Annotated in this window: 12 protein-coding genes and 3 tRNA genes; 2 read left to right on the top strand and 13 right to left on the bottom strand. The window is 58.0% G+C overall.

What is annotated here, in order from left to right:
- Positions 1 to 55: 55 nt before the first annotated feature.
- The gene (gene nadC / locus C6Y56_RS03980; RefSeq protein ID WP_169428811.1) at positions 56 to 904 is read left to right on the top strand and encodes a carboxylating nicotinate-nucleotide diphosphorylase; all 849 of its coding nucleotides are present in this window, start codon (positions 56 to 58) and stop codon (positions 902 to 904) included.
- 51 nt (positions 905 to 955) lie between these two features.
- Here the strand turns inward: nadC and C6Y56_RS03975 are convergent, their stop codons facing one another.
- A complete protein-coding gene (locus C6Y56_RS03975; protein WP_085685841.1) occupies positions 956 to 1,255 on the bottom strand; it encodes a DUF6388 family protein in 300 nt (99 codons plus the stop codon).
- Between the two features lie 276 nt (positions 1,256 to 1,531).
- Here C6Y56_RS03975 and C6Y56_RS03970 point away from each other — a divergent pair, with 276 nt between their 5' ends.
- A complete protein-coding gene (locus C6Y56_RS03970; RefSeq protein WP_169428810.1) occupies positions 1,532 to 2,035 on the top strand; it encodes a hypothetical protein in 504 nt (167 codons plus the stop codon).
- 7 nt (positions 2,036 to 2,042) lie between these two features.
- Here the strand turns inward: C6Y56_RS03970 and C6Y56_RS03965 are convergent.
- The 12 genes from C6Y56_RS03965 to tpiA all read right to left on the bottom strand — a co-directional run bounded on the left by C6Y56_RS03965 (position 2,043) and on the right by tpiA (position 12,508).
- Positions 2,043 to 2,118: transfer RNA gene (locus tag C6Y56_RS03965), tRNA-Thr, on the bottom strand.
- A gap of 129 nt (positions 2,119 to 2,247) precedes the next feature.
- Positions 2,248 to 4,353 (bottom strand): polyribonucleotide nucleotidyltransferase, encoded by a 2,106-nt coding sequence (gene pnp / locus C6Y56_RS03960; RefSeq protein WP_007953735.1) that lies wholly within the window; start codon positions 4,351 to 4,353, stop codon positions 2,248 to 2,250.
- 193 nt (positions 4,354 to 4,546) lie between these two features.
- Entirely contained in the window at positions 4,547 to 4,816 is a 270-nt protein-coding gene (gene rpsO, locus C6Y56_RS03955; protein WP_085698397.1) for a 30S ribosomal protein S15, read from the bottom strand.
- 115 nt (positions 4,817 to 4,931) lie between these two features.
- Positions 4,932 to 5,849, bottom strand: coding sequence for a tRNA pseudouridine(55) synthase TruB (gene truB, locus C6Y56_RS03950; protein ID WP_007953739.1), 918 nt, complete (start codon positions 5,847 to 5,849; stop codon positions 4,932 to 4,934).
- A 4-nt stretch (positions 5,850 to 5,853) separates the two neighbouring features.
- A complete protein-coding gene (gene rbfA, locus C6Y56_RS03945) occupies positions 5,854 to 6,252 on the bottom strand; it encodes a 30S ribosome-binding factor RbfA (RefSeq protein WP_085698395.1) in 399 nt (132 codons plus the stop codon).
- Between the two features lie 160 nt (positions 6,253 to 6,412).
- Positions 6,413 to 8,929: a translation initiation factor IF-2 gene (gene infB, locus C6Y56_RS03940; protein WP_169428809.1), complete on the bottom strand. Its 2,517-nt coding sequence runs from the start codon at positions 8,927 to 8,929 to the stop codon at positions 6,413 to 6,415.
- A gap of 27 nt (positions 8,930 to 8,956) precedes the next feature.
- A complete protein-coding gene (nusA, locus tag C6Y56_RS03935; protein ID WP_169428808.1) occupies positions 8,957 to 10,438 on the bottom strand; it encodes a transcription termination factor NusA in 1,482 nt (493 codons plus the stop codon).
- A gap of 47 nt (positions 10,439 to 10,485) precedes the next feature.
- A complete protein-coding gene (gene rimP / locus C6Y56_RS03930) occupies positions 10,486 to 10,944 on the bottom strand; it encodes a ribosome maturation factor RimP (protein WP_039769696.1) in 459 nt (152 codons plus the stop codon).
- A gap of 138 nt (positions 10,945 to 11,082) precedes the next feature.
- Positions 11,083 to 11,159 (bottom strand) — tRNA-Met (locus tag C6Y56_RS03925).
- Between the two features lie 97 nt (positions 11,160 to 11,256).
- Positions 11,257 to 11,342: transfer RNA gene (locus C6Y56_RS03920), tRNA-Leu, on the bottom strand.
- Between the two features lie 22 nt (positions 11,343 to 11,364).
- Positions 11,365 to 11,748, bottom strand: coding sequence for a preprotein translocase subunit SecG (gene secG, locus C6Y56_RS03915; RefSeq protein WP_011332406.1), 384 nt, complete (start codon positions 11,746 to 11,748; stop codon positions 11,365 to 11,367).
- Positions 11,749 to 11,752: 4 nt separating this feature from the next.
- Entirely contained in the window at positions 11,753 to 12,508 is a 756-nt protein-coding gene (gene tpiA, locus C6Y56_RS03910) for a triose-phosphate isomerase (RefSeq protein ID WP_003221542.1), read from the bottom strand.
- Between the last annotated feature and the right edge of the window lie 51 nt (positions 12,509 to 12,559).

The raw sequence follows: 12,559 nt of genomic DNA, 5'->3' as shown, positions 1-12,559 counted from the left end.
GGGTTGGCCCGTGCCATACCCCTATAATCGGGCCACTTAGTTTGTGGAGCCCGTTATGCCGAATCTACGTCTCGCCGATTTGACCGCCGAAATCGAAGCCAATGTGCGCCGTGCGTTGCTCGAAGACATCGGCAGCGGCGACATCACCGCGCAATTGATCCCGGCCGAACGCCTGGCCAAAGCCACCATCATCACCCGTGACGCCGCCGTGATCTGCGGGACAGCCTGGGTCGATACGGTGTTCCGTCAGCTCGATCCGCGAGTCGCGGTGCACTGGCAGGTGCGCGATGGCGAACGGGTTTCGCCCAATCAGCCGTTGTTTCACCTGGAAGGCCCGGCCCGCTCGCTGCTGACCGGTGAACGCAGCGCTCTGAACTTCCTGCAATTGCTGTCCGGTGTGGCCACCCGCGCGCAATACCTTGCTGACTTCGTGGGCGAAACCGGGGTGAAACTGCTCGATACCCGCAAGACCCTGCCGGGTCTGCGTCTGGCACAGAAATACGCGGTGACTTGCGGCGGTTGCCATAACCATCGCATCGGTCTCTATGACGCGTTCCTGATCAAGGAAAACCACATCGCCGCCAGCGGCGGAATTCCTCAGGCCATTGCGGCAGCGCACAAGATCGCACCGGGCAAACCGGTGGAAGTCGAAGTGGAAAGCCTGGAAGAGTTGAAGGAGGCCCTGGCGGCCGGCGCCGACATCATCATGCTCGACGAACTGAGCCTGGACGACATGCGCGAAGCCGTGCGCCTGAACGGCGGCAAGGCGAAACTGGAAGCCAGCGGCGGCATCAACGAAAGCACGCTGTTGCCGATTGCACAGACCGGGGTGGATTACATCTCGATAGGTGCGATGACCAAGGACGTGAAGGCCGTCGACCTGTCGATGCGCCTGAGCCTCTGATTCGAGCGCGCAATAAAAAACGCCAGCCCTTTCGAGGCTGGCGTTTTTGTTTCAGACCACCAGATTGTTCATCTCGCAATATTCATCCCACTCGACGCCCAACACTTCGGCCGCTTCCTTGTGCAGTTCCAGGCGTTTGGCCTCGAACTCCTCAGGCGTGCTGGTGTACTTGAGGGTCAACTCCCAAGGTTGCAGGCCCTGGGCTTCGGCTTCGTCTTCGAACGCCCACTGAATCTGGTCCTTCTGATCATCGGGACTGAGATCCTTGATCTCGTCCATCAGCTCAGGCGCATCAAGCTTGTACTTTTCCAGCGCTTGTTCGTGGCGTTGCTCTTGAGTTAACTCGGTCATGGCGTTCTCGCTGATCGTAAGAATGGAAGATGGATGTGGATCATCAAGGATCTCTCTGACGCGGATTGTCCGGCCTTCGGAACCATTCGGGATCATCTGAAAACTGCTGGGCGATGCTCATGCAGACAGCGAATATAGGACGTTTGGCGAGCGAATTACACGGGTCTTTACATCTCTCCCACAAAAAGTTGACCGGGGGAACATAAATCGCCTTTCCAAGTCATAGCCATGTGCCACATCGGCACTCACCTTCGCTGTTCACAAGGAAACCCAGTGATGCGCAGCTTTTCGAAGATTTCTTCTGTTGTGTCCGCCACCGCTTTGACTGTCCTCTTGGGCACCCTCGCCCCTCTGACCAGTGCAATGGCAGTTGAACTCAGTGGCAGCAGCCCTTCCTATGGCGACGAGATCTCCGCTATTCACAACGATTTCGGCAAAGACGTGGTAATCAAGAGCGGTATCGGTGTCGATGAACTGAAAAAGATGCGCGACACCGTCAACGATCAGTCGCGTCAGATCGAAGAGCTCAAACGCAGCAGCGGTTCCAGGTCGAGTTCCAGCGGCAGAGAGATTGATGATCTGAAGAGCAAGGTCAAGGAACAGGAGCGCCAGCTCGATACGCTCGGCCGTCAGGTCGAAGACCTCAAGCGCAACAGTGGCTCCAGCTCCAGCTCAAGCAACAGCGAAATCTCCAGCCTGAAGCAGAAGCTCAACGATCAGGATCGCGCGATGGATCAGCTCAAGCGGACCGTCGAGGAGTTGAGCCGCAAGGTGAAATAAGGGGAAGTGGTGCCCGAGACAGGAATCGAACCTGCGACCTTCGCGTTACGAGTGCGCTGCTCTACCGACTGAGCTACACGGGCGGTGGGCTAAACCTAGCACTGGTCTTGCAGGTCGGCAACTTCGCCGAATGACTCGATATTTCACGGACAAAAAAATGCCCCGCCGTTTTCACGGCGGGGCATTTTCATTGCGCTAAAGCTATGGGGTGATTAAACGCCCGAAGCCTTGGCCGCTGCCACGTCTTTGATGGACAGTTTGATACGGCCGCGGTTGTCCACGTCCAGTACCAGCACTTCCACTTCCTGGCCTTCTTTCAGGATGTCGGTCACTTTCTCAACGCGAGCGTCGCTCAGCATCGAGATGTGAACCAGACCATCCTTGCCTGGCAGGATGTTGACGAATGCGCCGAAGTCGACGATGCGCTCAACCTTGCCGACGTAGATCTTGCCGATCTCGGCTTCTGCGGTGATACCCAGAACGCGCTGACGTGCTGCTTCAGCCGCTTCCTTGGTTTCGCCGAAGATCTTGATCGAGCCGTCGTCTTCGATGTCGATCGAAGCCTTGGTCTCTTCGCAGATCGCACGGATGGTCGCGCCACCTTTACCGATAACGTCACGGATCTTGTCGGTGTCGATCTTCATCGCGATCATGGTCGGAGCGTTGGCCGACAGTTCGGTACGCGACTGGCCGATGATCTGGTTCATCTGACCGAGGATGTTCAGGCGCGCTTCCAGGGCTTGGCCCAGAGCGATTTCCATGATCTCTTCGGTGATGCCCTTGATCTTGATGTCCATCTGCAGCGCGGTCACACCTTTGGCGGTACCGGCCACTTTGAAGTCCATGTCGCCCAGGTGGTCTTCGTCACCCAGGATGTCGGTCAGAACAGCGAATTTCTCGCCTTCTTTAACCAGACCCATGGCGATACCGGCAACCGGTGCCTTCATCGGAACGCCGGCGTCCATCAGGGCCAGGGAAGCACCACAAACGGAAGCCATCGAGCTCGAACCGTTGGATTCGGTGATTTCCGATACCACACGGATGGTGTACGGGAATACGTCAGCGGCTGGCAGCATGGCCGAAACCGAGCGACGGGCCAGACGGCCGTGACCGATTTCGCGACGACCGGCGCCCCCCATGCGACCACACTCGCCCACCGAGAACGGAGGGAAGTTGTAGTGCAGCATGAACGGGTCTTTCTTCTCGCCTTCCAGAGTGTCCAGCAGTTGTGCGTCACGGGCGGTGCCCAGCGTCGCGACCACCAGAGCCTGGGTTTCGCCACGGGTGAACAGTGCCGAACCGTGAGTCTTCGGCAGAACGCCGACTTCGATGTTCAGCGGACGTACGGTGCGGGTGTCACGACCGTCGATACGTGGCTTGCCGTTAACGATGTTTTCGCGAACGGTGCGGTATTCGATTTCGCCGAAAGCGGCTTTGACGTCGGAAGCCGAAGGCTGGCCTTCTTCACCGGACAGCTTGGCAACGACCTGGTCACGCAGCTCGCCCAGACGCGCATAACGGTCGGCCTTGATGGTGATGGTGTAAGCCTGGGAGATCGCTTCGCCGAACTCGGAGCGGATAGCGGCCAGCAGCTCGGTGGCCTCTGGAGCCGGTGCCCAGGTCCAGGTTGGCTTGGCAGCTTCGGCAGCCAGTTCTTTTACAGCGTTGATCACGACCTGGAACTCGTCGTGAGCAAACAGTACCGCGCCCAGCATCTGATCTTCGGTCAGCTCTTTGGCTTCCGATTCAACCATCAGTACAGCGTCCGAAGTACCGGCAACGACCATGTCCAGGCTCGAGGCAGCTTGCTGCTCGTAAGTCGGGTTCAGCAGGTAACCGGTGCTTTCGTGGAAAGCAACGCGAGCGGCGCCGATCGGGCCGTCGAACGGAATGCCGGAGATCGCCAGGGCAGCCGAGGTACCGATCATCGCAGCGATGTCCGGATCGGTCTTCTTGCTGGTGGAAACCACGGTGCAGACAACCTGCACTTCGTTCATGAAGCCTTCAGGGAACAGCGGACGGATCGGACGGTCGATCAGTCGGGAAGTCAGGGTTTCTTTCTCGGAAGGACGGCCTTCACGCTTGAAGAAACCGCCAGGGATCTTGCCGGCAGCGTAAGTCTTTTCCTGGTAATGAACGGACAGAGGGAAGAAGCCCTTGCCCGGATCGGCTTGCTTGGCACCGACTACGGTCACCAACACGCTGACGTCGTCGTCAACGGTGACCAATACTGCGCCGGAGGCCTGACGGGCGATACGGCCAGTCTCGAGGGTAACGGTCGACTGACCGAACTGGAATTTTTTGATTACCGGGTTCACGGTGTCCTACCTTCTTTGTGGCTCTTGGGGGAACTGGTTTCTTGCGAAATTCTTGGGCAACGTCGGGAATCGGCCCGCTGATTGTCCGGGTAAAACGGTAGTTCAGATAAAACTTGAGGCTGGGAGCCTGCCATGCGCCAGCGGGAATCCCGTTGACGCAAGACAGACAACCAACCTCTAGCGCAATCGCTGATTAGCGACGCAGACCCAGGCGAGCGATCAGAGCGCTGTAACGGCTCAGGTCCTTGCCTTTCAGGTAGTCCAGCAGCTTGCGACGCTGGTTAACCATGCGGATCAGACCACGACGGGAGTGGTGGTCTTTACCGTTGGCCTTGAAGTGACCTTGCAGTTTGTTGATGTTGGCGGTCAGCAGTGCAACTTGCACTTCTGGCGAACCAGTGTCACCAACAGCTTGCTGGTAGTCAGCTACGATTTGGGCTTTTTCTTGAACGTCGAGAGCCATGAGGCAATCCTTTTATCAGGAAACCGTTTCAGAAACGGTTTCAACAGGCCAGGGACAAATCCCTGTATCTATAAATGAGTAGTGACCGTGCCTGTTAACAGCCACACTCGTTCGGTCATTCTGACCGAATCAGTCGACGCGGCGCGATCCGCCCGTCTTCGCTCACTTCACCGATACCGATGAAGCGACCGTTATGATCCTGTACCCGCACCATGCCGAACTTCGGAGCATCCGGGGCACGTACCGGCTGGCCGTTGAGCCAGTAGAACGCGCTCGCTTCCGAGAACTGCAGCAGTGGCCAATCCTGCAGGCCGCTGTCCGATGGCATCAGGAAGCGGTCGACCGCTTCGTTGCCGCCTTCGGCATGTACCGCTTCAAGCTCTTCGAGGGTCACGGTCTGCGCCAGGGTGAAAGGCCCGGCCTGGGTACGGCGCAATTCAGCGACGTATGCACCACAACCGAGTTGCTCACCGATATCCTCCACCAGGGTACGAATATAGGTGCCCTTGCTGCAATCCACCGCCAGACGCGCAGTATCGCCTTCGAAGGCCAGCAATTCCAAGCGCGCAATAGTAACAGAACGCGGTTCGCGCTCCACTACTTCGCCTGCACGGGCCAGCTTGTACAGCGGCTGGCCATCACGCTTGAGAGCGGAGTACATCGGCGGTATCTGACTGATTTGACCGCGAAATTTCGGCAGGACCGCTTCAATGTCGGCCTGACCAACGGTCACCGGACGCTCCTGCAAAACCTCGCCTTCGGCGTCTGCCGTGGTGGTGGTCTTGCCCAGTTGCGCCAGGGTTTCGTAACCCTTGTCGGAATCAAGCAGATACTGCGAGAACTTGGTCGCCTCGCCAAAGCACAGCGGCAACACGCCGGTAGCCAGTGGGTCGAGACTGCCGGTGTGACCGGCCTTCTCGGCGTTGAGCAGCCAGCGAACCTTCTGCAACGCGGCGTTGGAGGTAAACCCCAGCGGCTTGTCGAGCAGGATGATGCCACTGACGTTACGACGGATACGTTTGACCTGAGCCACCGAGTTACTCCTTGGTGTCTTCGGGTGCAGCAGTTTCGTGCTGACTGTCTTCGGCCACCGCTCGCTCGATCAGAGCCGACAGGTGCGCGCCACGGGCGACACTTTCGTCGTAGTGGAAGTGCAATTGAGGCACGCTGCGCAGCTTCATTTCACGAGCCAGCTGCATGCGCAGGAAACCGGCGGCAGCATTGAGCACCTTGATGCTTTGCGCGATGTCTTCGGCGTTGTCCTGCCCCATCACGGTGATGAAGATCTTCGCGTGACCAACGTCACGGCTGACATCAACAGCGGTAATGGTGACCAGGCCGACACGCGGATCTTTGACTTCACGACGGATCAGTTGGGCCAGCTCACGCTGCATCTGATCGCCGATTCGTTGGGTACGGCTGTATTCTTTTGCCATGATTTGTTACCTGTTACTGCCCCGCGGTGAAACCCGCAAGGTCTGAAAGCGGCAAACGCCCGGCCTGACAAAAAGCCAGACCGGGCGTTGCGTTTAGAGTCCTGACGCCGTGCCGCGCATTTTCATGCGGCGGCCCGACGTGGCCCTTGAAGTGCACGAGTCAGAGGCTGCGAGCAACCTGAACCTTCTCGAAGACTTCGATCTTGTCACCGACTTTGACGTCGTTGTAGCTCTTCACGCCAATACCGCATTCCATGCCGGCACGCACTTCGGAAGCGTCATCCTTGAAGCGACGCAAGGATTCCAGCTCGCCTTCGAAGATAACGATGTCTTCACGCAGTACGCGGATCGGACGGTTACGGTGAACGGTACCCTCGATCACCATGCAGCCGGCGATAGCGCCGAACTTAGGCGAACGGAACACGTCACGTACTTCGGCCACACCGAGGATGTTCTCGCGAACATCGCTGCCAAGCATACCGGTCAGGGCTTTCTTGACGTCTTCGATGATGTCGTAGATTACGTTGTAGTAACGCATGTCCAGACCTTCCTGCTCGACGATCTTCCGTGCGCCGGCATCGGCACGCACGTTGAAGCCGAACAGTACAGCGTTGGAAGCCAGTGCCAGGTTGGCGTCGGATTCGGTGATACCACCGACACCGCCACCGACCACACGCACTTGCACTTCGTCGTTGCCCAGGCCGTTCAGAGCACCCTGCAAAGCTTCCAGCGAGCCACGGACGTCGGATTTGAGGACGATGTTGAGCGTCTTCTTCTCTTCCTGACCCATGCTTTCGAAGATGTTTTCCAGCTTGCCGGCGTGAGCGCGAGCCAGTTTGACTTCGCGGAACTTGCCTTGACGGAACAGAGCCACTTCACGGGCTTTCTTCTCGTCGGCAACCACGCTCATCTCGTCGCCAGCGTCAGGCGTACCGTCCAGGCCGAGGATCTCGACCGGAATGGCCGGGCCCGCTTCCTTGATCGGCTTGCCGTTCTCGTCGAGCATGGCGCGTACACGGCCGTAGTTCGAGCCGACCAGCACCATGTCGCCTTGACGCAGCGTACCGTCCTGAACCAGAACAGTCGCTACCGGGCCACGGCCCTTGTCCAGACGCGATTCAACCACGACACCACGGCCAGGGGCCGATGGAGTGGCAGTCAGTTCGAGAACTTCGGCTTGCAGCAGAACAGCTTCAAGCAGTTCGTCGACGCCGGTACCCATCTTCGCCGAGACCGGAACGAATGGAGTGTCGCCACCCCACTCTTCGGAGGTCACACCGTGAGCCGACAGTTCGCTGCGGATGCGATCGAGATCAGCACCCGGCTTGTCGATCTTGTTCACCGCAACCACCAGAGGAACGCCAGCCGCCTGAGCATGCTGAACAGCTTCGATGGTTTGTGGCATCACGCCGTCGTCCGCCGCAACCACCAGGATCACGATGTCGGTCGCCTTGGCACCACGGGCACGCATTGCGGTAAACGCGGCGTGACCCGGGGTGTCGAGGAAGGTGACCATGCCGCGTTCGGTTTCAACGTGGTAAGCACCGATGTGCTGGGTGATACCGCCGGCTTCGCCAGCAGCAACTTTGGCACGACGGATGTAGTCGAGCAGCGAGGTCTTGCCGTGGTCAACGTGACCCATTACGGTCACGACCGGCGCACGAGGAACCGCTTCACCTTCAAACTTCAGGGACTCGGCCAGGGAATCTTCAAGGGCAGTGTCGCTGACCAGGGTCACTTTGTGGCCCAGTTCTTCGGCTACCAGCTGAGCAGTTTCCTGATCAAGCACCTGGTTGATGGTCGCTGGAGTACCCAGTTTGAACATGAACTTGATGATTTCAGCAGCCTTCACCGACATCTGCTGAGCGAGATCGCCAACAGTGATGGTTTCGCCGATCTTCACTTCACGCACGACAGGGCCGGTCGGGCTCTGGAAACCGTGGGCGTTGCGTTTCTTCAGCTTGGCCTTGCCGCGACCGCCGCGACGGAAGCCATCGCTTTCTTCGTCGGTGGTGCGTGGCGCCACACGTGGAGCCGGTGCCTTTTCCTTGACCGAAGCGCGATGCGGAGCATTCTTGCGCTCGCCATCACCACCCCCACGACGGTTGTTATCGTCGGCACGTGGTTTGTCCGGACGGCGCTGTTCGTCACGCTTGCGAGTGTCGGCAGCGGGCGCAGCAGCCACAACCGGCGCAGCTTCGCGCACAGGTTCAGCGGCTGGCGCAGGCGCAGCAACAGGCTCGGCAGAAGCGGTCGGTGCAGCAGGCTGGCGACGCGCTTCTTCTTCAGCGCGAACACGGGCTTCTTCTTCAGCCTTTTGACGGGCAGCATTCTCTACTGCGCGACGCTCATCCAGTTCACGCTTGCGCTCGGCTTCGATTTCTTCCGGGCTACGCTGTACGAAAACTTTCTTCTTGCGGACTTCAACGCTGATGCTTTTGCTGCCAGCCACACGCAGGGTGCTGGTGGTTTTACGCTGCAGCGTGATCTTGCGTGGTTCTTCCACTTTCGCCTTGTGGCTGCTCTTCAAGTGAGTCAGCAGGGATTGCTTCTCACTGTCAGTCACATGTTCTTCGGCGGCGGTGTGCGGCAGACCTGCCTCACGCATCTGCTGCAACAGGCGCTCTACCGGTGTTTTGACCTCATCGGCCAGTTGTTTCACCGTGACTTGCGTCATGCATTTCTCTCCTCAGGCCGCGCCTAATTACTCGAACCAGTGGGCTCGGGCGGCCATGATCAACTTGCCGGCACGATCATCGTCAATGCCGTCGATGTCGAGCAGGTCGTCAATAGACTGCTCGGCCAGGTCTTCGCGGGTAATTACGCCGCGCACCGCCAGTTCCATCGCCAAATCCTTGTCCATACCCTCAAGCGAGAGCAGGTCTTCGGCCGGATGGGCGTCTGCCAGCTTTTCCTCAGTAGCGATGGCTTTGGTCAACAAGCGATCCTTGGCACGAGCGCGAAGCTCGTTGACGATCTCCTCGTCAAAGCCGTCGATGTTGAGCATTTCTTCCAACGGTACGTAGGCAATCTCTTCCAGGCTGGTGAAGCCTTCGTCTACCAGCACCTGAGCCAGCTCTTCGTCGACTTCCAGCTCGTCGATGAAGTTGCGCAGGATGTCGCCGGTTTCCGCTTGTTGCTTAGCCTGGATGTCCGATTCGGTCATCACGTTCAGGGTCCAGCCAGTCAGCTGGCTCGCCAGACGCACGTTCTGACCACCACGACCGATGGCCTGAGCCAGATTGTCTGCGCCAACGGCGATGTCCATGGCGTGGGCATCTTCGTCAACGATGATGGCCGCCACTTCTGCCGGCGACATGGCATTGATCACGAACTGCGCCGGGTTGTCGTCCCACAGGACGATATCGACACGCTCGCCACCCAACTCGCCCGACACGGCCTGGACGCGCGAACCGCGCATACCGATGCACGCGCCCTGCGGGTCGATGCGTTTGTCCTTGGAACGGACGGCAATCTTGGCCCGCGAACCCGGATCACGGGAAGCGGCCATGACTTCGATGAGGCCTTCAGCGATTTCCGGCACTTCGATACGGAACAGCTCGATCAGCATTTCCGGCGCGGTACGCGACAGGATCAGCTGAGGGCCACGGTTCTCGGTGCGGATTTCCTTGAGCAGCGCACGCAGACGCACGCCAACACGGAAGGTTTCGCGAGAAATGATGTCTTCACGGGCCAGCAACGCCTCGGCGTTATTACCCAGGTCGACGATCACGTTGTCGCGGGTCACTTTCTTCACGGTGCCGGAGATGATTTCTCCCAGGCGCTCGCGATAGGCGTCAACCACTTGAGCGCGCTCGGCTTCGCGCACTTTCTGCACGATGACCTGCTTGGCGGTCTGCGCAGCGATGCGGCCGAACTCGATGGATTCGATCTTTTCTTCAACGACGTCACCAACCTTGGCGCCAGGATGCGTTTCGGCAACCTTGCTTGGCCAGGTTTCAATGGCCGGATCATCGAGATCATTCTCTTCGACGACCGTCCAGCGACGGAAAGTTTCGTAAGAACCGGTGTGGCGATTGATTTCCACACGCAGATCAACTTCGTCTTCAAAACGCTTTTTGGTAGCAGTGGCCAGAGCCAGCTCCAGCGCTTCAAAAATTACGCTTGCCGGTACGCCCTTTTCATTGGATACCGACTCAACAACCAGCAGTACTTCTTTGCTCATCGTACGCCTCGCCTTTCGCAAGCCATTGGATCCGCGGGATCCGCGTCTCAGTCAAAACTGGGAATAATGTTGGCCTTGTCGATCATATCGATCGGCAACAGGAACTCATGGTCATCTACCTGCACCACGACATCCTGTTCTTCTACACCGCGCAGAAGGCCCTGAAAGTTGCGTCGTCCTTCAAAAGGCGAGCGCAGCTTGATCTTCACTTGTTCACCGACATATTTGGCAAACTGCTCAAGAGTGAACAGTGGGCGTTCCATGCCTGGCGAGGAAACTTCAAGGGTGTATTCAACGGATATCGGATCTTCAACATCCAGCACACCGCTGATCTGACGGCTGACGATGGCGCAATCGTCCACCAGCACGCCGCCTTCCTTATCGATATAAACGCGCAACATTGAGTGGCGACCTTGAGCCGAAAACTCAATACCCCAGCATTCATAGCCCAGGGCCACGACCACCGGGGCCAACAAGGCCTGCAACTCTTCTAGCTTGCTCGACACCTGAACCCCCTCGTGCATGTATGTGCATGCTTTGCAAAATAAAAAAATGGGCGAAACGCCCATCCTTGAAACGCCGTCGAACAGCGGCGTTGAAAGTGTCCAGCTAACAAAAAGCCCCTTAAAAGGGGCTCCTTAAACTGGTTGCGGGGGCCGGATTTGAACCGACGACCTTCGGGTTATGAGCCCGACGAGCTACCAGACTGCTCCACCCCGCGACAAAGCTGGGGCGGAAGTATACGACCGATCCCTGAAAGGGTCAATGTAACCTTCCACCTGCAAGAAAGCCCGCAACAGCGGGCTCTCCTGACTAATTGGTACCGAGAAGGGGACTCGAACCCCTACACCCTATGGGCACAACCACCTCAAGGTTGCGTGTCTACCAATTCCACCACCTCGGCAAAACTACGTTTGAAACCCTTCTTACTTCTGCTCTTGAGCTGGAGGTACGTCAGTCGCTGGAGTAGCCGACTTTTGCTCTTGAAGCACCGGGACATCATCAGAAGCCGGTTGTTGCTTTGGAACTTCCAACACTGCCGGGTTTGGCAAACCTGCCTGAGTCAGCTGATGAGCTTTCTCTTTAGCAAAGTATCCTAACCCCAAGCTGGTTATGAAGAAACCGGCGGCAAGTATAGCAGTAAACTTACTAAGAAAGGTAGAGGAACCTTGGCTTCCGAACACAGTATTTGAAGCACCTGCTCCGAAAGACGCGCCAGCATCCGCACCTTTACCCTGCTGCAGCAAAACCAGAGCAACTACGCCCAATGCACCCAGCAGATGAAAAACGACTACGACTGTTTCCAGCATTTTTTCAGTTTCCCGCGGCGCGACAAATCGCACCGAACTCATCTGCATTCAGGGAAGCTCCACCAATGAGCCCCCCATCGATATCCGGCATGCCGAACAGTTCGACCGCATTGGCCGCCTTCACGCTGCCGCCGTATAGAAGCCGCACGCCTCGTGCGACTTCAGAATTCTCTGCCGCCAACTGCTCACGAATGGCCTTATGCACATCCTGAGCCTGTTGCGGCGTTGCAGTCAGCCCGGTGCCAATGGCCCAGACCGGCTCGTATGCGATCACTGCATTGGCAAAGGCACCAACGCCCAACTCCTCAATAATGCTGCCCAGCTGACGCCCGACAACTTCAAGAGTTTTTCCGGCTTCACGCTGCTCCAGGGTCTCCCCCACACACAACACCGGAATCAAGCCACATGCCTGCGCCGCTGCGAACTTGCGATTCAGCATCCCGTCTCGCTCGCCCATGATCTGGCGGCGTTCGGAGTGCCCTACAAGCACCAGGGAACATCCTGCATCCACCAACTGACTCGGTGCAATTTCACCTGTCAGCGCACCTTGCATCGACTCCACCGCAGAGTTCTGCGCGCCGACCGAAATCGACTTTCCTTTCAAGCCATCAATCACTTGATTGATATGCAGGCAAGGCGGGAATACCGCGACATCAACACCGCTTGGCAAGGCCAGATGACGAAGGCCGTTGATCAGCTCAGCGACGCTGGCGCGGGTACCGTGCATCTTCCAGTTACCAGCTACCATAGGGCGACGCATGCTGTACCTCGTCGGTCAAAGTGGGCGCAGATGTTACCCAACACAATCACG

This window comes from Pseudomonas fluorescens (assembly GCF_012974785.1).
In the GTDB taxonomy this organism is placed as follows: Bacteria; Pseudomonadota; Gammaproteobacteria; order Pseudomonadales; family Pseudomonadaceae; genus Aquipseudomonas; species Aquipseudomonas fluorescens_BT.
Note: the sequence above shows the minus strand (reverse complement) of the source record. Positions and strands in the feature narration are given on the sequence as shown.